Source organism: Caballeronia sp. BR00000012568055 (assembly GCF_029439455.1).
GTDB lineage: Bacteria > Pseudomonadota > Gammaproteobacteria > Burkholderiales > Burkholderiaceae > Caballeronia.
Map to the genome: position 1 here is coordinate 1 of NZ_JAQFVG010000003.1, position 21,724 is coordinate 21,724.

The window sequence follows — 21,724 nt, forward strand, 5'->3', positions numbered from 1 at the left end:
CGATGGTGCAACGACGACGGGACGCAAGAACGCTGTATCGAAGACCGCGGCCAACGCGCGCCTGAACGGCGTCGATGGACAGGCTTCGTCCAAGGCCAATGGTCGCGCCGTTGCCGTGGACAACGCTGCCGCGCAAAAACTCGTTGCCGATCCGCAGCATCCCGGCGAAGTCGTGCGCAAATCGCGCGTCGTTACTGCGGATGCAACGGTGTCCGTGCAGACCGGCGGTCTTACGCGTACGGTCGAACGTCCCGATTACTGGGATCGCGCGTGCGCCGATCTGATGAAGCGCGATCGTATTCTCAAGAAGCTGATTCCGAAGTTCGGCGAGATTCATCTCGTCAATCTCGGCGATCCGTTCTCTACGCTCGCGCGTTCCGTTGCCGGCCAGCAGATTTCGACCAAGGCCGCGCAAGCCATCTGGGAACGCGTAAAAGGCGCGTGCCCGGACGTGCATCCGGCGCACTTCATCAAACTCGGTCACGACAAGTTGCAGGCCTGCGGTTTGTCCAAGCGCAAGGCCGAGTACATTCTCGATCTCGCGCAGCACTTCGAAACCGGCGCGCTGCACGTCGAATCGTGGGCGAGCATGGACGATGAAGCCGTGATCGCCGAACTCACGCAGATTCGCGGTATCGGCAGATGGACGGCGGAGATGTTCCTTATCTTCAATCTGTCGCGCCCGGACGTTTTGCCGCTCGACGATCTCGGACTGATTCAGGCGATCAGCGTGAACTACTTCAGCGGCGAGCCGGTGACGCGCAGCGAGGCGCGCGAAGTCGCGGCCAATTGGGAGCCGTGGCGCACCGTGGCGACTTGGTACATGTGGCGCAGCCTCAATCCGATCCCTGCTGACCACTGACTTTGGTCAGCGAATTGCGGAACTATCGTTGATTTATAATCCATAGCTTCCGCGCGCATTTATCAGGGACGGACGCGGTTAAAATACGCGCTGCCCGCTGTTTCAGGACTAGAACACATGAAGACCACGTTTCTGGATTTCGAGCAGCCGATCGCTGAACTCGAAGCGAAGATCGAAGAACTCCGCTTCGTTCAGGACGACTCGGCCGTCGATATTTCGGAAGAAATCGAACGGCTGTCGAAGAAAAGCCAGCAACTGACCAAGGATCTGTATCAGAACCTGTCGCCCTGGCAGGTTTCGCAGATCGCGCGTCACCCGCAGCGCCCGTACACGCTCGACTATGTGAACGAACTGTTCACCGATTTTCACGAACTCCACGGCGATCGTTCCTTCGCGGACGACCTCGCGATCGTCGGTGGTTTCGCGCGCTTCAACGGTCAGCCTTGCATGGTGATCGGCCATCAGAAGGGACGTGACACGAAGGAACGCGCGCTGCGCAACTTCGGCATGCCGCGTCCGGAAGGCTATCGGAAGGCCGAACGGCTGATGCGTCTGGCCGAAAAGTTCGCCATGCCCATCTTCACTTTTGTCGATACACCGGGCGCGTATCCGGGCATCGGCGCGGAAGAGCGCGGGCAGTCGGAAGCCATCGGCCGCAATCTGTATGTGATGGCCGGGCTCAAGACGCCGATCATTACCACGATCATCGGTGAAGGCGGCTCGGGCGGCGCGCTGGCAATCGCCGTCGCGGATACCGTCATGATGCTGCAGTTCTCTACGTACTCCGTGATCTCGCCGGAAGGCTGCGCGTCGATTCTGTGGAAGAGCGCGGCCAAGGCGCCGGAAGCGGCGGAAGCGCTTGGATTGACGGCGCATCGGTTGAAGGCGTTGGGCTTGATCGACAAGATCGTCAATGAGCCGCTGGGCGGCGCGCATCGCGATCCGAAGGGCATGGCCGCGTTGTTGCGCCGATCTCTCGCGGACTCGCTGCGTCAATTCCAGGGCATGAGCGTCAATGACTTGCGCGAACGCCGCTTCGAAAAGCTGATGGCGTACGGCAAGTTCAAGGAAACGATGCCGGGCGCGTAAGCTGAGCGCTTCTTCTTCCACGATTCTCACCATCCCGCGTGACATCGGATAACGACACCCCGACCAGCCGCCTCGTACTCGACGCGGTGCGTGCGGCGGTGTCGGACGCCAATCTCCCCGACGATTCTCTGCTCGCCGTCGCGCTCAGCGGCGGTCTCGACTCCACCGTTTTGCTCGATGCCACCGTACGCTGCTTCGGCGCATCGCGCGTGATCGCGCTGCATATTCACCACGGCCTCAGCCCGAACGCAAACGCGTGGGCCGCGCATTGCGATGCCTTCGCGGCATCGCTCGAGGTGCGCTTTGCTGCGCGTCATGTCGATGTCGCGCGCGCGGGCGGCGAAAGTCTCGAAGCCGCCGCCCGCGATGCGCGTTATCGCGCGCTCGACGATCTTTGCGATGAACAACATGCGCGCGCGTTGCTGATCGCGCATCACGCCGACGATCAGGCGGAAACGGTCCTGCTGCAATTGCTGCGCGGCGCGGGCGTCGCGGGGCTTGCCGCGATGGCGCCGGTTCGCGCCGATGGCTCGCTGCCGCGTTTGCGTCCGCTGCTGCATCTGCTGCGCGCGCAACTGGAGCAGTACGCGCACGAACGCGACCTGAGCTGGATCGACGATGAATCGAACGCGGACACGCGCTATTCGCGTAACGCATTGCGTCATGACGTGCTGCCTGTGCTCGCGGTCCATTTCCCCGGTTTCCGCGATGCGCTGGCGCGGACCGCATCGCACGCGGCATCGGCGCAACGGCTGCTGGACGATCTGGCGCGCATCGATTTCGATGAGGCGCGGCATCGCGAAGAAGAGGGCGCGCTGCAACTCGAAACGCTTCTCGCATTGGACGATGAACGCGCGCTCAATCTGCTGCGCTTCTGGATTCGCTCGCGCGGATTGCAGGCGGCATCGACCGCGCGTATCGCGGATATGCTGCGTCAGCTACGCGATGCCGCGATCGCGCGCGATGGTCATGCGCTGCGTATCGATCATGCTGGTTTTAGTCTGCGCGTCTATCGCAACGCTTTGTTCTGGGAACCCGGCGACAGCGCCGATGCACCCGACACCGACGAAGGCGCGAGCGCCCCGAAAGCGCCGTGCGAACTGCAATGGCAGGGCGAGGAAGTCTGGCGCGTGCCGCAATGGCGCGGCTCCTTCGTCTTCGAACTCGTCGATTCACCCGCCGACGACGTCATCGGCGAAGGCGTATTGCGCGCCGCGCCGCTGGTCGCACGATCGCGCGCAGGCGGCGAACGCATGCGCGTGGCGGCCGAAGCGCCGAGCCGGACGCTGAAGAACCTGTTCCAGGAGCGCGGCGTGCCCGCATGGAAGCGCGACGTGCCGCTGCTCTTTTCGGGCGAGTCGCTGTTGTTCGTGCCGTTGCTGGGCGTGAACCGGGAAGCCGCGCCAAGCGCGGCGCACGGGCCATTGCGTCGAATCACGTGGCGTCCCGACTTATTACTGGCATAACCCGGTAAATTCCGCGTCAAAACCGCTTTATCTTGTAATTTCGGCGTCGATCGGGTACGGTTACTGGTTTTCGCGCAAGCGGTTTTGCGCGGCAACTCCGTTCAAAAGACGCGATTTCAGCCCGCAATCAACGCTTTCGTGCGCATACCGAGCGTGCGGCGTCCATCGCGTTTTCGTAGCCGGCTTCTTATCTCTTCCGAAGCAATCGTGCACGGCGCAAAGCGCCACGCGGCTCTCGCGTGATGCGCGGTTTTCTCTCCAGTTCAAGAACGACAATGGCACTCATCGTACACAAATACGGCGGCACTTCGATGGGCTCGGTCGAGCGCATCAGGAACGTCGCCAAGCGCGTCGCGAAATGGCATAAGGCCGGCCACAAGATGGTCGTCGTGCCCTCGGCGATGTCCGGCGAAACCAACCGTCTGCTCGGGCTCGCACGCGACATCAAAGCGGACGCGGACCCGCGCGAACTCGACATGATCGCCTCCACGGGCGAACAGGTCAGCTCCGGCCTGCTGGCCATCGCGCTGCACGCGGAAGGTCTCGAAGCCGTGAGTTATGCCGGCTGGCAAGTGCCCATCAAGACGGACAGCGCGTTCACCAAGGCGCGCATCAGCGAAATCGACGGCGAGCGCGTGCTGAAGGATCTCGACGCAGGCAAAGTGGTGGTGATCACCGGCTTTCAGGGCGTCGATCCGGAAGGGCATATCGCCACGCTCGGTCGCGGCGGTTCGGACACGTCGGCGGTCGCGATCGCGGCGGCCATGAAAGCGGACGAATGCCTGATTTATACCGACGTAGACGGCGTGTATACGACCGATCCGCGTGTGGTCGAAGAAGCGCGCCGGCTGGATCGCGTGACCTTCGAGGAAATGCTGGAAATGGCGAGCCTGGGTTCGAAAGTGCTGCAAATCCGCTCGGTCGAGTTTGCCGGCAAGTATCAGGTGAAGACGCGCGTGCTCTCCAGCCTGACCGACCCGCTGATCCCGCTCGACCAAGAGATGCGCTCGGGCACCCTGATTACTTTTGAAGAAGACGAGAACATGGAAAAAGCCGTTATTTCTGGCATCGCGTTCCAGCGCGACGAAGCGCGTATCGCGGTGATGGGCGTGCCCGACAAGCCGGGCGTCGCGTATCAGATTCTCGGTCCTGTCGCCGATGCGAATATCGACATCGACATGATCATTCAGAATCAGAGCGTGAACGGCAAGACCGACTTCACGTTTACGGTTGGTCGTGGCGACTATCAGCGCGCGCTCGAAATCCTGAATGGCCAGGTCAAGGGTCACGTGCAGGCCGAGACCGTGCTGGGCGATCCGAAGGTGTCGAAGGTTTCGGTGGTCGGCGTGGGGATGCGTTCGCATGTCGGCATCGCGAGCACCATGTTCCGGACGCTGTCGGAAGAGGGCATCAACATCCAGATGATCTCGACTTCCGAAATCAAGATTTCGGTCTTGATCGACGAGAAGTACACCGAACTCGCCGTGCGCGCGCTGCATAAGGCGTTCGAGCTGGATCGCGGTTAATCGCTTAGTTACTCTTAGTCACTCTTAGCCACTGTATGACACGCGTGTGAAGGCTCGCGGGCTTTCACACCGTTGCGTTTCTCGCGCCGTCCCGAATTCGATGTTGATCGATTGGCAAAAAATCGTCTGCGAATTTGACCGATGGCCGCCGACACGCTATTATCTCGATCTCGTTGCACTGACTCCCGGTGCGACGAAAAGTTTGGGAGACGTGGCCGAGAGGTCGAAGGCACTCCCCTGCTAAGGGAGCATCTGGCTAAAAACTGGATCGAGGGTTCGAATCCCTCCGTCTCCGCCAGCGTAGTAAGAAAAGCCCCGCAAGGTTAAAAACTTGCGGGGCTTTTTGTTTTTGCGCGCTCTGGCTCGCCGTGTGCCGCACGCCTGAAGCCCCGCCTGAGGCCCCTTTTCATGCTGCGCGACAAAACATCATCAAACTCATCTGAGCTTTAGGACCATTCCTGTATTTTGCGTTGCTTTTGGCAACTATTCTCCGCACTGCTTGTTAGAAGGCATGCCAATCGCAACGTGCGCTTGCTTGCCTTGTCCGTTCGAAGCGTTCGCCGGGACCACCCGCTTTCACGCAGGCCACGCTGCATTTCAGAGAATTAGTTAGTCATGTCAAGTATCAAAAAGCTTATCGCTCCGGCGCTCGTTGCGCTGGCTTTTGGCGCGCAGGCGCATTCGGAAGGGCTGGATCCCACGCTGCTCAAATTGATGGGCGTGTACGGGCCGCACAGCGAATTCGCAGGTCCGTATATCGGCGCGAAGTTTGGCCTCAATCTCTCGGATATCACCGGCCCGAATTCGCGCGGCTACCATCCGACGTGGTTTCCCGGCATCGTCGGCGGCGTGAATTACGACGTGGATCGCTTCGTGATCGGCGTTGAAGGGTTCGGCGACTACCACGGCGGCTCGACCACCGGCGATGACGGCGGCTTCGATCTCAAATTCGGTATGCCCGTGCGTCAGGACGTGATGCCGTACGCGCGCATCGGTTATACGGGTTCGTGGCCGGATTCGCGTCTGCACTACGGCGCGGGCGTCGAATACAAGTTCCACAAAAACTGGAGCGTGATGGCCGAATATACCGGCGATACAGCGAGCTATCAGGGCGGCCATCGTCACAATCAGAGTGTGACGATGGGCGTGCATTACTACTTCTTCTGATCGTCCCGTTCAAGGCGCGAGCGTTTACCGCTCGCGCTTCGATTCAGTCAAGCGTCACTTCCCCGACGCAATCCGATCTTCGATATGCTTCGCGCGCGCCGGCGACGCCGGGTGCGAACTCAGCATGTCGGACTTGCCGCCATCGATACTGGCGAGCTTCTGAAACGCGGTCACGAGACCGTGCGGATCGTAGCCCTTCTTCTTTTGCGCATCGAACGAGTAATCGTCGGCGGCGGTTTCCTGCGACTGCGAGAACTGCGCGTTGACGAACTTTTCCGACAAGTCGCCGATCTGCGATGCCGACAGGCTGCCGACCATCCCGCCCGCCGACGACGCCACCGTGCGCACTGCCGAGGTCGCGTAGGCGACCTGCATCGCTTTCTTGGTGTGGCCGAGCGCGACGTGGCCCATTTCGTGGCCGACGACGCCGCGCACTTCGTCATCCGTCATCAGGTCCATCAGGCCGCTGTAGACGCGCACGCAGCCGTTCGCCATTGCCCAGGCGTTGACGTCCTTGGTCAGATACACCTTGTAGTTGACCGGCACGCCGTTGATGTTGTCGCCGAGTTGCTTCGAAATCTTGTTCAGACGCTGCGTGTATTTGCTCGATGCCGGCGCGATCTGGTTTTCGCTGTCCAGTTGCGTGCACGACTTATCGGAGAGCGTGCGGACGTCGTTATCGCTCAGTGAGAGCGCTTGCGTGGCGGGCTGGCCGGACTGCATGAGTTGCGTCGGGTCCATGCTGGCCATGTTGGCGCAGGATGCGAGTGTCAAAGTGCCGGCTGCCGCCAGACCGGTGATGGCGACGCGAATGATCGTCATGATTTTGCCTTTGTGGTGTCGTTGTGATGTCGTCGTGCAGAAATGCGCGCACGAAGCGCAATCCTCGATGCACGTTGACCCATAAGCTAGACGAAAATTCCGATTTTGCTTACGCCGGCTGACAAAAAGCTGAATTATTCGATGGAGCGCCGACGCGCGAGGCGAATGCGCGTGGCCATCGAATCGATCGATGACGTGTCGATGGCGAAAGAGGTCGTGTCCGGCAGCGCTTCAGTGACGAGTTGCGTGAGCGTGCGGCCGGGCGGCATCTCGACGAACAAGGTCACGCCCAGTTCGCTCAGCGCGATGGTCGAATCGTGCCAGCGCACGGGATGGCGCAGGTTGGTGGCGAGATCGTCGCGGATGGCGTCGGCACGGCGCAGCACGCGCGCGCCGCGATTGCCGATATAGGCGATCTTTGGCTTATCGAATGGGATTGCGCTTGCGGCTTGCGTCAAACGCGCGGCCGCGTCCTCCAATAGCGCGCAATGCGAGGGCACGCTGACCGCGAGCCGTTCGGCTTTGTGTGCGCCGCGTTCGAGCGCGAGATTGCGGACTTTATCGAGCGCATCGTTGCTGCCGGAAACGACGATCTGACGCGGCGCGTTGAGATTGCCGATGTAGGCATCGGCATGACTGTCTTCGATTGCGCCAGCGATCTCGCGTTCGTTCAGGCCGAGCACGGCCAGCATGCCGTAACCTTGCGGATAGGCGTTCTCCATCAATTCGGCGCGCAGTTTCACGAGCCTGAGCGCATCGGCGAACGCGATTGCGCCGCAGACTACTGCCGCGCCGAATGCGCCGATCGACAAACCCGCGACCGCATCCGGTTCGATGCCTTCCGTCGCCAGCGCGCGCGCCGCCGCGACGCCTGCAACGGTCAGCGTCAGTTGGACCGCAATGGTGGAGCGCAGCGCGTCGGCTTGATCGAGCGTGCGGATGTCGATGCCGAGCACGTCCGAGGCTTCGGCAAACGTCTCTGCGATCGCACTATGACCGCCCAGCCGATGCAGAAAGTCCGGTGTCTGCGCGCCTTGTCCGGGGAAAAGATACGCGATCATCGCGCGGCCCACGGATCGGTGGCGAGGCGCGGGCCATTGGCGTGACGGAGCATCACGCGGAGATTCGTGCGGGCGAATTCGGCCAGAGAGAAAGCCGCGTCGGGCGTTTCGATTTGCACGTCGATGCGCGTGTTTTCGGTGCGCGCTGCTTGCGAGAGCGCATCGAATAATTTGCACGCGTCGTCGTGAGACAAAGGATCGGGCGCGCGAATGACGAGATCGAGATCGCTGGTTGGCGTGACGGTTGGTATCGATGACGCGAGTTCGAAGCCCGTGCTGCCCGCCGGTCCCCAATCGAGACCGGTTTCGTCGATGATTTTTGCCGTGGCGCGTAGAAGCGCAAACGCAGGCAAACGCGCGCGCACGGGATCGGCCTCACGCTTGCTCAGCGATTCAGGCGTGAAAACCTCCGCGACATAACGCGGATCGAGCCACGTGCCGAATCGCTCGTTGCGCGACGCGCCCCGTATGCCGATGCCAATCGCATCGACACGCACAGGCGCACGCCGCACCACGACGAACGGCGCGCGTTCCAGCGCCGCCGCGACCCACGCGGGCGCATCGTCGAACGGCGGTGCGTCGGATGCGATCCGCAGCAAGTCATGCGGCCGCATCACGCGTTCCACTGCGCCCGCATCTTTTCGCGTACGGCAATCGATGCCGCGCGCGTGCGCTTTGCATCCGCCGATGCCAGCCGATTCGACAAATCGCGCGGACCGTTGCGCGCATCCTTCACCGCCGCCGCCAGCGATGCCCGCACGCGCGCGATATCGGCGGAAGAGGGCGCGTCGGCGTCGATATCGGCGAGCAGTTCGTGCAGCAGGCCGAGTTTCGCGTACGCGCTCATCTTGTACGACATCGGCAGCACGCGATCGCCGAGCGCATCGAGACTTTCGACGCTGCGCCGCGTGACGCGCGCCGCCGCTTCCTTGCCCATCGCGTGGACGGCGGTGCCGGGCGCATCGAGCGCGATGATGCGGTTGGCCTGATAACCATGCGCGAGATACGCGCCCGACATCGCCGGACCGACGATCAGCGCGATCACCGGATGACCGGCGAGCCGCGCGCTGGCGTAGGCATCGACGGACGCGGCGCAGGCGAGATGCACGCCGAGCAGTTCTTCGCGTCGTCCGTAGGCCTGGCTTTTGACATCGACCACGGCGATGATCGGGCGCTTCACGTCCTTGTCGCGATCCGCATCGATCACGCTGCGCACGGCGCGCGCCATCAGCCAGCCTTGCTCCAGACCGACGACGTTGTCACGCGCGCGCGGAAAGCGATTCTGCGCATCCGGCACGATGGTGGTGAAGCACGCGATTTCGCCATCGAGTTGAGCGTTGCGGGCGCGGATTGGGCCTGATGCGCCATCGGCGGAGGAAGACGTCAGCGCATCGAGCCAACGCTCGCCGCGCGAAAGTTGCTCGTTCATTTCTTGCTCCACAGGGTACGCAGCGTTTCGGGATCGATCGCATCGGGATTCACTTGCGCCAATCGCGCGAGGTAACCGTCCACATCTTCCGTGCGATGCACCGAAGGCACACCGCGCGCGAACGCAGCGAGAATCGCATCGCGGACTTGCGCGGTATCGTCTTCGACGAGCGTATCGGCGAGACCGACCGCAGCGCGTTCTTCGCCGCCGATCATCGACCAGATCAGACGCCGATCGCCCGAATCCAGTTCTTCGATACCCGCTTCCTGTTCGATCACTTCCGGCCCGTTCATGCCGAGCCGCGCCTGCCGCGTCATGACGAGTTCGCTGCACAGCGCCGCCGCCAGCGACATGCCGCCGAAGCATCCAACCATTCCGCCGATCACGCCGATCACCGGCACATGTCGCCGCAACGCCACGATCGCCGCCTGAATCTCCGCGATCACGGCCAGCCCGAGATTCGCTTCCTGCAAACGCACGCCACCGGTTTCGAACAGCACGACGGGGCGAATCGACCGCCCTGCTTCGAATTCGGACAAAGCCATTTCCAGCGCCGCCGCGATCTTAGCGCCCGATACTTCGCCGATACTGCCGCCCTGAAACGCCGGCTCGATCGCCGCGATCACCGCCGGCTCGCCATCGAGCGCGCCGCGCGCGATCACCACGCCATCGTCCGACTGACAGACGATGTTCTGCATCGGCAGCCACGGCGATTCGAGCCGGTCGAACGGTCCGAGCAGTTCGCGGAACGTGCCTTTGTCGAGCAAGGCCTGCGCGCGCTCACGCGCCGTCAGTTCGATAAAACTGTGCCGCGCGAGGAAGGTATCGTGTGCGTTCATGCTGCATCTCCGTCGCTGGGTTCGTCACTGAGTTCGGCGGCTTCCGAGAGCCGCAGCATTACGACGCCGGGCGTCGCGCCGAAATCGTTCAGTTCGATTTTCGCCGCGCCGTCGTAGCGCTGGAAGAAGCGGTCGAGCACGCTTTTCCACACGTGTCCGTAGCCATCGACGCTTGTGTTGATGACGACTTCCGCCTGACCCGAATCGGACGGCGAGAGCAGCACTTCGAGATCGCCCGAGCCGACCACGCCGACGTGCGCGCGCCGCGTGACGGGACGCGTGGCGGGATATTCGTATCGCATGTTTTCCATCTTCGTTCCTCTTCAGGCCATGCGCCTGAGACTGTCGAGAAAGAGCGTCGCGGCGAGCAAATCCGCCGCGCCGCCGGGCGATGCGTTCAGCTGCATCAGCGCGTCGTCGAGTTCGTTCAATGCGATGCGGCCTTTTATCGATGAAACGCCGCCGTGTTCGATCACGCGTCGTGCGCCGTGCTGCGCGGTTTGGAGCGCACGCATGCCGCCGCGATGAAGCAGACACGTATCGTCGAGTGAGGCGATGATCGCGATGAGCGTATCGAGGCGCGCGTCGGTTTCGTTCAGACCGCGTGCGCGGGCGTCGTCCAATGCAGGCAAGCCGATGCGCAACGCATGCGGAAAACCTTGGCGCGCTTCGCCGCGTGCGCCTGCGACTCGATATCGCTCGCTTACTTTTGCGCCGTGCGTAGTCGCAGCAGAAGAGGGCGCATAACGATCTTCGAAACGCGCGATTTCCGCCGCGCTCAGGCAAATCGCTTCGCTATCGTCCGATGCATTCATCGCCGCGCCCGCGCACAGCAAGCCAACGATCCAGATCGCACCGCGATGCGCGTTGCTGCCATCGGTGGCGCGCATCATCGCTGCTTCGCCTTCGCGGCCGATGCGCGCCAATTGCTCGCGCAAGGCCTGCGACGGTTTCGCATCGACAGAAGCAGAAGCGCGCGCGATGGCGAGAAACGTTGGCGCAAGCGAATGCGCGGAACGCAGCATCGTATTCAGATCGAGATCGCGATGCGCGCCGCTGCCGCGTTCATCGACCAAAGCGGGTTTGGGCGTGAGACGCGCTTCAGCGATCAGCGCATCGACCGCGTATTCGGCAATCTGCGCAGGCGACAGCGCGTAACCGATATCACGCAGAGCGAGCCGCATTACCAGCTCCGGAAGCGCGCGGGCGGCGCATACAACCCGCCCGACCACGCCACGAGATCGTCGATACTGCGCGCCGCGAGCATCGAACGCTTCGCTTCGCCGCGTCGCACGCCGAGGTCTTCCGGATACGCGACGATGCCGCGCCTTCTCAATTCAGCCGTTTTGGACGGATCGGCGCGCATGCCGATTGGCGTCACGCCCGCGACCGCCGCCAGCGCCGCGCGACGCTCGTCCACACCTTCGGCCGCATGCAGATACGCGATGCCTTCTTCCGTCACGACATGCGTGACATCGTCGCCATAGATCATGACGGGCGCGATCGGCATGCCGCTTTTCTCACCGACGGCAATGGCATCCAGCGAATCGACGATGGTCGGTTCGCCGCCTTTCTTGTACGTTTCCGCTGTCTGCACGACGAGCTTGTGACCGCGCGCAATCTGCGGATTCGGGCCATCGTTCTTCAAGAGCTTGAGCCACGCTTCGCTCGAATGGCGACGCCCGCGCGGATCGTGGCCCATGTTCGGCGCGCCGCCGAAACCCGCGAGCCGGCCGAGCGTGACGGTGGACGAATTCGCGTCCGCATCCATCTGCAAGGTCGAGCCGATAAACAGATCGACGCCATACTGTCCCGCCAACTGACAGAACACGCGGTTCGAACGCAGACTGCCGTCGCGGCCCGTGAAAAACACATCGGGCCGCGCCGCAATGTAGTTCTCCATACCAACTTCGCTGCCGAAGCAATGCACGCTTTCCACCCAGCCGGATTCGATCGCGGGAATCAGCGTCGGATGCGGGTTGAGCGCCCAATGCGTGCAGATCTTGCCCTTCAGGCCGAGTTGTTCGCCATACGTTGGGAGAAGCAATTCGATCGCCGCCGTATCGAAGCCGATGCCGTGGTTCAGCGATGTGATGCCGTATCGCTCGTAAATGCCGCGAATGGACATCATCGCCATCAAAATCTGCAATTCGCCGATGTGTCGCGGATCGCGCGTGAACAACGGCTCGACCGCGAACGGTTTGTCCGCCTTCACGACGACATCGATCCACGAGCCGGGAATATCGACGCGCGGCAGTTCATCGACGATCTCGTTCACCTGCGCCACCACGATGCCGTGACGGAACGCGGTCGCTTCGACAATGGTCGGCGTGTCTTCGGTGTTCGCGCCGGTATAAAGATTGCCGTGCCGATCCGCCTGCACCGCGCACACCAGCGCGACTTGCGGCGTCAGATCGATAAACATGCGCGCGTATAGTTCGATGTACGTATAAATCGCGCCGATCTCCAGCAAACCGTCTTCGAGCAATTGCGCGACGCGCAGACTCTGCGGCCCGGCGAACGCGAAATCCACCTTGCGCGCGATGCCTTGCTCGAACAGCGCGAGATGCTCGGGCCGGCTGATGCTGGAGATGAGCAGATGGATATCGTGGATGCGTTCGGGATCGAGCTTCGCAAAGGCGCGCGACAAGAAGTCGGCTTGCTTCTGATTGTTGCCCTCGAGCGCGACGCGGTCACCGGTAACGATCAACGCGCTCAATGCATCGACGATTCGGTCGGTTTTCAGCACAGGCCCGCTTTCGAGCCACGGCTCGATCAACTTCAGGCGGCGCGCTTTTTCCTGCGCACGCGTGTTCCAGGAACGGGTTTCGGCGGGAGCGTTCATTGGTCGGCCTTGATGGAATTCGTTCGATTGGATGCGCGGCGCTTCTTCTTGGTATGCGTGTGCGAAAGCGCCTGCGCATCGGCGAGAAAGCGGTGGATCAGTTCGCCCGTGGCGAGCAGATGGCGCGCAACCAGCGTTTGCGCTTGCTCGATATCGCGTGCGGCGAGCGCTGCGAAGATCGCGCGATGTTCGGCATCCGAAGCATCCTTATGAATCGGCAAACCGAGTTTCAGACGCAAATAGCGCTCGCCACGCCGATGCATCTGACCGATCAGTTCCATCAGACGTGGCCGGTTCGCGGGCGCGTACAAGCTCATATGGAACTGCTCGTTGCGCACGACGTAAAGCGTCGGATCAGGCTCGTTTTCAGCCGCTTCGAGCAGCAGCTTCGCTTCGGCCAGCGACTCCGGCGTGTGATGCTCGATCGCGATACCAATAGCCAGACTTTCGAGCGATGCGCGTATCTCATAGATTTCGCGGGCTTCATCGGCGGATTGCAGACTGACCGCCGCGCCGCGATTCGGCTCGATGGTGACCCAGCCTTCGCTTTCCAACTGACGGAAGGCTTCGCGCACGGGAATGGCGCTGACGGAAAACTGCCGCGCGATGGCGTCCTGTCGCAGCGGCTCGCCCGGCAACAGCGAACCTTCGACGATGGCGGAACGCAGCGCATCCGCGATAAAGCGGGACGTGCTCTGACGCGGCTCGAACTGCGCATCGCGGAACGAAGCGGGCGAGGGCGATGCGTCTGAAGCGGAAAGGTCTGTCGACATGGCCTGAGTCAACCTAGGTGAAAGTGCGGACTTGTCGGGTGGTGCTGTTCAAATATTATATATAAAAACGCACACGGAGTTTGTACCGGTGCTTTCCCCAAGACGCCGATATTTCAGAACATTAGGGTCTGTTCACACATAAACGACCACGCGTTGCCCCTTGCGGGGCAACCCTTCGGGAACGCCTGAAATCGGGCACATGGCGGCGTCGCTCGTCGCTTGTTTGGGATACCAAACGGCGCTCCTCGCTCCTTGCCCTGCGCCCGATTTCAGGCGTTCGCGTGGCCGTTTATATGTGAACAGACCCTAACAAGGCGTCGATCAGGTTTCATGTTTCCAGGAGAGACACGGCCATGCCGACCACGGTAGACAGTCACATCAGCACGACACGCGCGAAGAAAACACCGCTCAACCGCACGCAGATCACCGGCTTCTGGGGCGCGTGGGCGGGCTGGACGCTCGATGGAATGGATTCGTTCATCTACGCGCTGGTGCTCGCGCCCGCGCTCACCGAACTCTTGCCGAAGTCAGGCTATGCGGCGACGCCCGCGAACGTCGGACTGGCCGGTTCGATTCTGTTCGCGCTGTTTCTCGTCGGATGGGGACTGTCCTTTATCTGGGGACCGCTTGCAGACCGTTTCGGGCGGACCAAAGTGCTGGCTGCGACCATCTTCACTTTCGCGATTTTCACGGGCCTTGCGGCGACCGCGCATACGGTGTGGGAACTCGGCATTTATCGATTTTTCGCGGGCGTGGGGATCGGCGGGGAATGGGCGCTGGCGGGCACGTATGTCGCGGAAGCGTGGCCGGAAGATAGACGCAAAATGGGCGCGGGTTATTTGCAAACCGGCTATTACGCGGGCTTCTTTCTGGCCGCCGCGCTCAATTACACGATCGGCGCAGCATTCGGCTGGCGCGCGATGTTTCTGGTCGGCCTGTTCCCGGTCGTCATCTCGATTCTCGTGCTGCTGCGCGTGAAGGAAACCGACAAGTGGGAACGCGCGGAATCGAAGACCACGCATGCGAAGCATGAGAGTTCGCTGAAGGCCATTTTCAACGCGCAGTATCGCAAGCGCACGACGGTGGCGGCGGTGCTGCTGACGGTGGCGATCATCGGTTTGTGGGCGGGCGCGGTGTACGAGCCGTCCGCCGTGATTCAGCTTGCGACGAAGGCGGGCATGAGCAAGCCGGAAGCGGCGCGCATGGCATCGATTGCGACGGGGCTGTTGTCCATCGGCACGATCTTCGGCTGTCTCGCCTTGCCGCCGATGGCCGAGCGCATCGGCCGCAGAAAGACGCTCGCGGTGTATTTCCTCGGCATGGCGGCATCGATTGCGCTGGCGTTCGGCTGGGCGTTCTACCTGCCGAACGGGCTGGTGCCGTTTATCGCGCTGCTGGTCGTACTGGGCTTCTTCGGCGGCAACTTCGCGTTGTTTTCGCTGTGGCTGCCCGAGCAGTTCGAAACGCGTGTGCGGGCCACGGCGTTCGCGTTCTGTACATCGGTTGGACGCTTTGTCGGCGCGATCGTGAACTTCGGTATCGGCGCGATGGTGTTGAATATGAAGACGCTGGGCGTGCCTATCGCATTGACGGCGATTGTCTTCCTGGTCGGTCTCGCGGTGATCCCGCTCGCGCCCGAAACCAAGGGCCAGGAATTGCCCAACTGAAGTTCACGGACCATTACCGATCGTAATTTTTTCGGCGGTAATGGGACGTTACCAACTCGAACAGATACCGCGCGCAGCGTTCGATATAGTCACCTCAACACAACAAACTGCCCATCGAGGTGGCTGCAAATGAACAAGGTATCGAAGGCTTCCGTTGCTTACGCGCTCGTGATCGGCGGCTTGGCGCTGTCGGGCGCAGCGATGGCGGGCGTGTCCGTGGGCGTGAATATCGGGGTGCCCGCACCGGTGTATGTTGCGCCCGCGCCGGTCTATGCGCCGCCGCCTCCGCCCGTCGTGTACGCGCCGCCTCCGCCGCCGGTGTATGCGCAACCGGCGATCGTGATCGGCTGGCATGGCGACCGTTACTGGGATGGACGACGGTATTGGAATCGTGACGATTGGTATCGTCATAACGGTCATGGCGATCGGTATTACGGCCATGACAACGGGCGTCACAACGGCTGGCGTTAAGTCTTTATCGAGCTTCAAGGAAAGCCACTCGCATCCACGAGTGGCTTTTTTCTTTCTGCACTGATCGAGATGCAATGTAACAAAAGGTAAGCTTTCTCCTGACAGATGCCTCACGCAAGGAAGAACTTACAAAGCTGAAATATTGCGGCGAAAGCTTCTTGTTATATTTTGTCGCACGTCAATAAGAACGAATGCGAGGACCGATGGATATGACGAAGACCTTCTATGCGATGGCCATTGCCGCTTGCGCAATCAGCGGCGCGGCTCACGCAGCCGATGTGCGGATCGGCGTGAATGTGGGCGTGCCCGCGCCGATTTACGCGCCGCCGCCGCCCGTGTACGCGCCGCCACCGCCGCCGGTGATCTATCAGCCTGCGCCGGTGTATGCGCAACCGGCGATTGTGATCGGCTGGCACGGCAACCGGTATTGGGACGGGCGGCGCTACTGGAATCGCAACGACTACTACCGCTATCACGGACATGGACGCGGACCGCATTACGGGCCGCCGCCGGGGCATTATCACGGCGGTGGACATGGCGGACACGGCGGTGGTCACGGCGGGCCGCCGCATGGTGGACGTCACTGAATTTCGTCGGCATCAAACGAAAAGCGCCGCTCACATTGCTGTGAGCGGCGCTTTGCTTTGCAGCTTAATGGCGTGGTTTATTCCGCGTCAGCGCCCATTCCGCCGACGACCGCGTGGAAGCCTGCATCGACATGAACGACTTCGGCGCTCACGCCGCCCGCCAGATCCGACATCAGGAACGCGGCCACATTGCCAACTTGTTCGATGGTCACGTTGCGCTTCAACGGCGCGTTTTCTTCGACGAAGTTCAGGATCTTGCCGAAGCCCTTGATGCCGCTCGCCGCGAGCGTCTTGATCGGACCGGCGGAGATAGCGTTCACGCGCACGCCCTTGCCGCCGAGCGACGGCGATGCCGCCATATACCGCACGCTCGCTTCCAGCGATGCCTTCGCAAGACCCATCGTGTTGTAGTTCGGAAGCGCGCGTTCTGCGCCGAGATAGCTCAGCGTCAACAGCGACGAGCCATCCTTCAGCAACGGCAACGCAGCCTTGGCAAGGGCAGGGAAGCTATACGCCGAAATATCATGCGCGATGCGGAAGTTTTCGCGCGTCATGCCGTCGAGGAAATCGCCGGCGATCGCTTCACGCGGCGCGAAGCCGATCGAATGCACGAGACCATCGAGCGTGTCCCAGCGTTCCTTGAGCGAGGTGAAAAGTGCGTCGATCTGCGCATCGTCGGCGACGTCGCACGGATAGATCATGTCGCTGCCGAATTCCGTGGCGAACTCGGTGATGCGCTCCTTGAAGCGCTCGCCGACATAGGTGAACGCCAGTTCCGCGCCTTCGCGCTTACATGCTTCCGCGATGCCATAAGCGATCGAACGGTTCGACAGCAAGCCCGTCAGCAGAATTCGTTTTCCAGCGAGAAAGCCCATGAATGCTCCTTTAAAGTCGATGTCGCGCGCGATCGATGCTCCGTACACAGCGCGCGGGGTGCGGCATGCCGCTTGCAGTTTGAAGCGGCTTTGTCTGAACGGCAGCGGCGGCGTTTTTTTGCAAAGCCGGCTGGCGCGTGATTTTGAGTAGAATTCTCTCACATCGCAATGGCGCGCTTTAGGACAGGCGCGTCGGCGGCTTCTTATCCGCTTTCTCTTCGATACCACGAACCACGCGCTCAAGGAGCTTATGACGATCCGCTCATCAATTGCCTGGCGCTTCTTCATCGCGCTGCTGCTGACCGGATACGCCGCATGGTTTGCCACTCCCGCCTGCGCCGTCTATGCCATCGCGCAATACGGCGAGCCGAAATATCCCGCCAACTTCAAGCACTTCGACTACGTCAATCCCGATGCGCCGCGCGATGGCACGTTAGTGCTCGCGAACCCGAGCCGCCTCACGAGCTTCGACAAGTTCAATCCCTTCACACTGCGCGGCAATCCGGCGCCCGGTCTGTCGCTGATGTTCGAAAGCCTCACCACCGGCAGTTCCGATGAAGTCGCCACCGCCTACGGCCTGCTTGCCGACGACATCGCGGTCGCGCCGGATGGCATGTCCACCACGTTCCACATCAACCCGAAAGCGCGCTTCTCGAATGGCGATCCGGTGACGGCGGAAGACGTGAAGTTCTCGTTCGAAACGCTGAAAAGTCCGCTGGCCGCGCCGCAATTCTCGGTGTACTTCGGGCAGATCGCGCGCGCCGTAGTGGTCGATCCATTGACGATTCGCTTCGAGTTCAAGGTGGCGACGCGTGAGATGCCATTGATCGCGGGCGGCATTCCGGTGTTCTCGCGCAAGTGGGGCGTGAAGCCGGACGGTACGCGTGTGCCTTTCGATCAACTCGCGTTCCAGCAGCCGATCGGCAGCGGCCCGTATCTCATCGATCATTACGATAACGGGCGCACGATTTCCTACAAGCGCAATCCGGACTATTGGGGTTATGCGCTGCCGGTGCGCGTGGGCACGTTCAACTTCGCGCATATTGACTACAAGCTTTATTCCGATGGCGTCGCGCGGCTCGAAGCGTTCAAGGCGGGCGAGTACGACGTGCTGGTCGAGTACATCGCGCGGAGTTGGGTGCGTCGCGATATCGGCAAGCGTTTTGATAGCGGCGAACTCATCAAGAAGGAGTTTCCGCAGCACAACGGCACAGGCATGCAGGGCTTCTTCATCAACACGCGGCGGCCTTTATTCAAGGATGTGCGCGTGCGTCAGGCGCTCGATCTTGCGCTCGATTTCGAATGGCTGAATCGGCAACTGTTCTTCAATCAGTATCGGCGGATCGACAGTTTTTTTGTGAACACGGATTTGCAGGCGAAGGGCAAACCGAGCGAAGGCGAACTCGCGATTCTGAATCCGCTGAAAGCGCAACTCGATCCCTCCGTGTTCGGTGAAATGCCGAAGCAGCCCGACACCAATCCGCCCGATTCCTTGCGCGCCAATCTGATCAAAGCGCGCGCATTGCTTGCCGAAGCGGGCTGGACGTATCGCGATGGCGCGCTGCGTAACGCGAAGGGCGAACCCTTCGTTTTCGAAATTCTCGACGATACGGGCGGCGGCGGATCGATGGAGCCGGTCGCGGCCGCGTTCGGGCGCAATCTGCAAAAGCTCGGTATCACGATGAACTTTCGCACCGTCGATTTCGCGCTGATCCAGAAGCGCCTCGATGCCTTCGACTTCGATATGACCAGCGTACGCATGCCCGATGTGCAGATTCCCGGCACGGAGCAGATTTCGCGATTCGGCAGTAAATCGGCGGATGAGACGGGATCGGACAATCTCGCGGGCGTGAAGTCGCCGGCCATCGATATCATTCTGCAAAAGCTGGTCTCGGCGCAGACGCGCGATCAATTGGTCGATGCGTCGCACGCGCTGGATCGCGTGCTGATGAACGGTTATTACGTGGTGCCGCACTGGTTTTCGGCGACGCATCGCGTGGCGTATCGCAACACGTTGGGCTATCCGGCCACGCTGCCGCTGTATTACACGGCGGAAGGCTGGATCGTCGAGACGTGGTGGGTCAAACATTGACGAGGTGACGGGCGCCATGTGGAGCTACATTGCAAAGCGCATTCTCTTGATGATCCCGACGCTGATCGGCGTGCTGACGCTGACCTTCGTCGTGATTCAGTTCGTGCCGGGCGGACCGGTCGAACAAGCCGTGCACGATCTGCGGCGCGGGCAGTCGGAAGGCGGCGGTGGCGGGTTCGGCTTGCGCACGCACAGCGGTGTCGATGCGCAGCAAGTCGAGCAGTTGAAAAAGCTCTACGGTTTCGATAAACCGCCGCTGCAACGTTACTTCCTCATGCTCGGCAAGTTCGCGCGTTTCGATCTGGGCGATAGCTACTTCCGGCATCAGAGCGTGTGGTCGCTGATCGTGTCGAAGCTGCCGGTGTCGATCAGTATCGGCTTATGGACGTTTTTGATTACGTATCTGATATCGGTGCCGCTCGGGATTGCGAAGGCGGTGAAGAACGGTTCCAAGTTCGATGTGGCGACGAGTCTGGTCGTGCTGGTCGGCTTCGCGATTCCCGGCTTCGTGCTCGGTGTGCTATTGCTGGTGCTGTTTGGCGGCGGATCGTTCTGGCAGCTTTTCCCGTTGCGCAATCTCACGTCCGATAACTGGGCGACGCTGTCGCTCGGCGGCAAGATTCTCGATTATCTGTGGCATATCACCTTGCCGATCGTGGCATCGGTCGTGGGCAGCTTTGCCATCATCACCATGCTGACGAAGAACGCGTTTCTCGATGAAATCCGCAAGCAATACGTGCTGACGGCGCGCGCCAAAGGACTCAGCGAGCGGCGCGTCTTGTGGAAACACGTCTTCCGCAATGCGCTTTTGCCGCTGATCGTCGGTTTTCCGGGCGCGTTTATCGGCGCGTTTTTTACGGGCAGTCTGCTGATCGAAACGCTCTTTTCGCTCGATGGCCTCGGCCTGCTCTCGTACGAATCCGTCGTGCGGCGCGACTATCCGGTCGTGCTCGGCACGCTCTATCTCTTCACGCTGATCGGGCTTGCGACCAAGCTCATCTCCGACCTCTGTTATGTCTGGGTCGATCCGCGTATTCAATTCGAGCAACTGGAGCGCTGATTTGAACCGAGCCGCTTCATCACGATCCTCACGACGCGCGAGCGAGGGCGACGCGCAGCCGCTGCGCGGGGAAACATCGCTTTCGCCGGGGCGGCGCGTGTGGCTGCGCTTCAAGCAAAATCGGCTGGGCTACTGGAGCCTCGTGATCTTCGTCGCGGCGTTCGTCATCAGCCTGGCGGGACCACTGTGGTCGAACGACAAGCCGATCGTCGTGCGATATCAAGGGCAGTTGTACTTTCCGCTCGTGAAGACCTACGCCGAAACCACCTTCGGCGGCGACTTCCCGACACCCGCTGATTATCTCGATCCCTACGTGCGCGATCGCTTCAACGCGCCCGGCAACTTCGCGATCTATCCGCCGAATCACTATTACTACGACACGCTCAACTATTTTTCGAAGGCATCGAATCCGGCGCCGCCGTCGCGCGAGAACTGGCTCGGCACCGATGATCGCGGACGCGATGTGTTCGCGCGGCTGGTCTATGGCTTTCGCGTGTCGGTGTTGTTTGCGCTGGTGCTGACGGTTATCGGCACGGTGCTCGGTGTGATCGCGGGCGCGGTGCAAGGGTTCTTCGGCGGGCGAGTGGATATCACCGGACAGCGGCTGATCGAAATATGGAGCGCGTTGCCGGAGCTTTATCTGCTCATCATTTTTGCGTCGATTTTTGAACCCAGTCTTATCTTGTTAATCATCCTTTTGTCGCTTTTTGGGTGGGTCGGATTATCGGATTATGTGCGGGCGGAGTTTCTGCGCAATCGCACGCAGGACTATGTGCGGGCCGCGCGCGCGATGGGTTTGTCGAATTGGCAGATCATCTGGCGGCACGTGTTGCCGAACAGCCTGACGCCCGTCATCACGTTCCTGCCGTTCCGCATGAGCGGGGCGATTCTCGCGCTGACGAGTCTCGATTTTCTCGGCCTCGGCGTGCCGTCACCGACGCCATCGCTTGGTGAATTGCTCGCGCAAGGCAAGGCCAATCTCGATGCTTGGTGGATCTCGCTGTCCACCTTCGGCGTGCTGGTCGCGACGCTGCTGCTCCTCACCTTTATGGGCGATGCCTTGCGCAACGCGCTCGACACGCGCATCGCCGAT

21 protein-coding genes and 1 tRNA gene are annotated in these 21,724 nt (G+C 61.3%); 12 read left to right on the top strand and 10 right to left on the bottom strand.

Annotated elements, in window-relative coordinates; translation table 11 throughout:
• From P7F28_RS00510 to P7F28_RS00535, 6 genes are all read left to right on the top strand, one after another.
• On the top strand, positions 1-862 hold an 862-nt coding region (locus P7F28_RS00510), incomplete at its 5' end, for a DNA-3-methyladenine glycosylase (RefSeq protein WP_277182344.1).
• A 117-nt stretch (positions 863-979) separates the two neighbouring features.
• Positions 980-1,951: an acetyl-CoA carboxylase carboxyltransferase subunit alpha gene (locus tag P7F28_RS00515; RefSeq protein WP_277182347.1), complete on the top strand. Its 972-nt coding sequence runs from the start codon at positions 980-982 to the stop codon at positions 1,949-1,951.
• Between the two features lie 38 nt (positions 1,952-1,989).
• Complete coding sequence (gene tilS / locus P7F28_RS00520) at positions 1,990-3,417, top strand: tRNA lysidine(34) synthetase TilS (RefSeq protein ID WP_277182350.1); 1,428 nt, start codon at positions 1,990-1,992, stop codon at positions 3,415-3,417.
• A 275-nt stretch (positions 3,418-3,692) separates the two neighbouring features.
• Positions 3,693-4,943 carry an aspartate kinase gene (locus P7F28_RS00525; RefSeq protein WP_277182351.1) on the top strand — a complete coding sequence of 417 codons (1,251 nt, stop codon included), beginning with the start codon at positions 3,693-3,695 and terminating at the stop codon, positions 4,941-4,943.
• A 205-nt stretch (positions 4,944-5,148) separates the two neighbouring features.
• Positions 5,149-5,241: transfer RNA gene (locus P7F28_RS00530), tRNA-Ser, on the top strand.
• 317 nt (positions 5,242-5,558) lie between these two features.
• Entirely contained in the window at positions 5,559-6,110 is a 552-nt protein-coding gene (locus P7F28_RS00535; protein WP_277182353.1) for an outer membrane beta-barrel protein, read from the top strand.
• Positions 6,111-6,164: 54 nt separating this feature from the next.
• Here P7F28_RS00535 and P7F28_RS00540 read toward each other — a convergent pair whose 3' ends face one another.
• From P7F28_RS00540 to P7F28_RS00580, 9 genes are all read right to left on the bottom strand, one after another.
• Entirely contained in the window at positions 6,165-6,932 is a 768-nt protein-coding gene (locus P7F28_RS00540) for a M48 family metallopeptidase (protein ID WP_277182355.1), read from the bottom strand.
• Between the two features lie 134 nt (positions 6,933-7,066).
• The gene (mdcH, locus tag P7F28_RS00545; RefSeq protein ID WP_277182357.1) at positions 7,067-7,993 is read right to left on the bottom strand and encodes a malonate decarboxylase subunit epsilon; all 927 of its coding nucleotides are present in this window, start codon (positions 7,991-7,993) and stop codon (positions 7,067-7,069) included.
• Positions 7,990-8,607 carry a malonate decarboxylase holo-ACP synthase gene (locus P7F28_RS00550; RefSeq protein WP_277182359.1) on the bottom strand — a complete coding sequence of 206 codons (618 nt, stop codon included), beginning with the start codon at positions 8,605-8,607 and terminating at the stop codon, positions 7,990-7,992. Before P7F28_RS00550 ends, mdcH begins: the two co-directional genes overlap by 4 nt.
• Positions 8,607-9,422 carry a biotin-independent malonate decarboxylase subunit gamma gene (gene mdcE / locus P7F28_RS00555; RefSeq protein ID WP_277182361.1) on the bottom strand — a complete coding sequence of 272 codons (816 nt, stop codon included), beginning with the start codon at positions 9,420-9,422 and terminating at the stop codon, positions 8,607-8,609. Before mdcE ends, P7F28_RS00550 begins: the two co-directional genes overlap by 1 nt.
• Entirely contained in the window at positions 9,419-10,261 is an 843-nt protein-coding gene (locus tag P7F28_RS00560) for a biotin-independent malonate decarboxylase subunit beta (protein WP_277182364.1), read from the bottom strand. Before P7F28_RS00560 ends, mdcE begins: the two co-directional genes overlap by 4 nt.
• Positions 10,258-10,572: a malonate decarboxylase subunit delta gene (locus tag P7F28_RS00565; RefSeq protein WP_277182367.1), complete on the bottom strand. Its 315-nt coding sequence runs from the start codon at positions 10,570-10,572 to the stop codon at positions 10,258-10,260. The genes P7F28_RS00560 and P7F28_RS00565 overlap by 4 nt, the downstream gene beginning before the upstream one ends.
• Before the next feature lie 12 nt (positions 10,573-10,584).
• A complete protein-coding gene (locus tag P7F28_RS00570; protein ID WP_277182369.1) occupies positions 10,585-11,445 on the bottom strand; it encodes a triphosphoribosyl-dephospho-CoA synthase in 861 nt (286 codons plus the stop codon).
• Entirely contained in the window at positions 11,445-13,106 is a 1,662-nt protein-coding gene (gene mdcA, locus P7F28_RS00575) for a malonate decarboxylase subunit alpha (protein ID WP_277182372.1), read from the bottom strand. The genes P7F28_RS00570 and mdcA overlap by 1 nt, the downstream gene beginning before the upstream one ends.
• Complete coding sequence (locus tag P7F28_RS00580; protein ID WP_277182376.1) at positions 13,103-13,879, bottom strand: GntR family transcriptional regulator; 777 nt, start codon at positions 13,877-13,879, stop codon at positions 13,103-13,105. The genes mdcA and P7F28_RS00580 overlap by 4 nt, the downstream gene beginning before the upstream one ends.
• A 353-nt stretch (positions 13,880-14,232) precedes the next feature.
• Here P7F28_RS00580 and P7F28_RS00585 point away from each other — a divergent pair, with 353 nt between their 5' ends.
• From P7F28_RS00585 to P7F28_RS00595, 3 genes are all read left to right on the top strand, one after another.
• Positions 14,233-15,546, top strand: a complete 1,314-nt coding sequence (locus tag P7F28_RS00585) for an MFS transporter (protein ID WP_277182377.1) — start codon at positions 14,233-14,235, stop codon at positions 15,544-15,546.
• 129 nt (positions 15,547-15,675) lie between these two features.
• Positions 15,676-16,017: a hypothetical protein gene (locus P7F28_RS00590; RefSeq protein ID WP_277182380.1), complete on the top strand. Its 342-nt coding sequence runs from the start codon at positions 15,676-15,678 to the stop codon at positions 16,015-16,017.
• A gap of 209 nt (positions 16,018-16,226) precedes the next feature.
• The gene (locus tag P7F28_RS00595) at positions 16,227-16,604 is read left to right on the top strand and encodes a hypothetical protein (protein ID WP_277182381.1); all 378 of its coding nucleotides are present in this window, start codon (positions 16,227-16,229) and stop codon (positions 16,602-16,604) included.
• 77 nt (positions 16,605-16,681) lie between these two features.
• On the opposite strand, the gene fabI is transcribed toward P7F28_RS00595, so the two are convergent.
• Positions 16,682-17,479: an enoyl-ACP reductase FabI gene (fabI, locus tag P7F28_RS00600; RefSeq protein WP_277182384.1), complete on the bottom strand. Its 798-nt coding sequence runs from the start codon at positions 17,477-17,479 to the stop codon at positions 16,682-16,684.
• 250 nt (positions 17,480-17,729) lie between these two features.
• Here fabI and P7F28_RS00605 point away from each other — a divergent pair, with 250 nt between their 5' ends.
• From P7F28_RS00605 to P7F28_RS00615, 3 genes are all read left to right on the top strand, one after another.
• A complete protein-coding gene (locus tag P7F28_RS00605; protein ID WP_277182385.1) occupies positions 17,730-19,571 on the top strand; it encodes an extracellular solute-binding protein in 1,842 nt (613 codons plus the stop codon).
• Between the two features lie 16 nt (positions 19,572-19,587).
• Complete coding sequence (locus P7F28_RS00610; protein ID WP_277182388.1) at positions 19,588-20,631, top strand: microcin C ABC transporter permease YejB; 1,044 nt, start codon at positions 19,588-19,590, stop codon at positions 20,629-20,631.
• A gap of 1 nt (position 20,632) precedes the next feature.
• A partial coding sequence (locus tag P7F28_RS00615; protein ID WP_277182390.1) for an ABC transporter permease occupies positions 20,633-21,724 on the top strand: 1,092 nt, incomplete at its 3' end.

Coding starts and splice junctions, on each gene's coding strand:
- P7F28_RS00570 (WP_277182369.1), bottom strand. CDS start 11,445: ATGCGGCTCGCTCTGCGTGATATCGGTTACGCGCTGTCGCCTGCGCAG.
- mdcA (WP_277182372.1), bottom strand. CDS start 13,106: ATGAACGCTCCCGCCGAAACCCGTTCCTGGAACACGCGTGCGCAGGAA.
- P7F28_RS00515 (WP_277182347.1), top strand. CDS start 980: ATGAAGACCACGTTTCTGGATTTCGAGCAGCCGATCGCTGAACTCGAA.
- P7F28_RS00560 (WP_277182364.1), bottom strand. CDS start 10,261: ATGAACGCACACGATACCTTCCTCGCGCGGCACAGTTTTATCGAACTG.
- P7F28_RS00525 (WP_277182351.1), top strand. CDS start 3,693: ATGGCACTCATCGTACACAAATACGGCGGCACTTCGATGGGCTCGGTC.
- mdcH (WP_277182357.1), bottom strand. CDS start 7,993: ATGATCGCGTATCTTTTCCCCGGACAAGGCGCGCAGACACCGGACTTT.
- P7F28_RS00580 (WP_277182376.1), bottom strand. CDS start 13,879: ATGTCGACAGACCTTTCCGCTTCAGACGCATCGCCCTCGCCCGCTTCG.
- P7F28_RS00605 (WP_277182385.1), top strand. CDS start 17,730: ATGACGATCCGCTCATCAATTGCCTGGCGCTTCTTCATCGCGCTGCTG.
- P7F28_RS00550 (WP_277182359.1), bottom strand. CDS start 8,607: ATGCGGCCGCATGACTTGCTGCGGATCGCATCCGACGCACCGCCGTTC.
- mdcE (WP_277182361.1), bottom strand. CDS start 9,422: ATGAACGAGCAACTTTCGCGCGGCGAGCGTTGGCTCGATGCGCTGACG.
- P7F28_RS00585 (WP_277182377.1), top strand. CDS start 14,233: ATGCCGACCACGGTAGACAGTCACATCAGCACGACACGCGCGAAGAAA.
- P7F28_RS00540 (WP_277182355.1), bottom strand. CDS start 6,932: ATGACGATCATTCGCGTCGCCATCACCGGTCTGGCGGCAGCCGGCACT.
- fabI (WP_277182384.1), bottom strand. CDS start 17,479: ATGGGCTTTCTCGCTGGAAAACGAATTCTGCTGACGGGCTTGCTGTCG.
- P7F28_RS00595 (WP_277182381.1), top strand. CDS start 16,227: ATGACGAAGACCTTCTATGCGATGGCCATTGCCGCTTGCGCAATCAGC.
- P7F28_RS00535 (WP_277182353.1), top strand. CDS start 5,559: ATGTCAAGTATCAAAAAGCTTATCGCTCCGGCGCTCGTTGCGCTGGCT.
- P7F28_RS00565 (WP_277182367.1), bottom strand. CDS start 10,572: ATGGAAAACATGCGATACGAATATCCCGCCACGCGTCCCGTCACGCGG.
- P7F28_RS00590 (WP_277182380.1), top strand. CDS start 15,676: ATGAACAAGGTATCGAAGGCTTCCGTTGCTTACGCGCTCGTGATCGGC.
- P7F28_RS00610 (WP_277182388.1), top strand. CDS start 19,588: ATGTGGAGCTACATTGCAAAGCGCATTCTCTTGATGATCCCGACGCTG.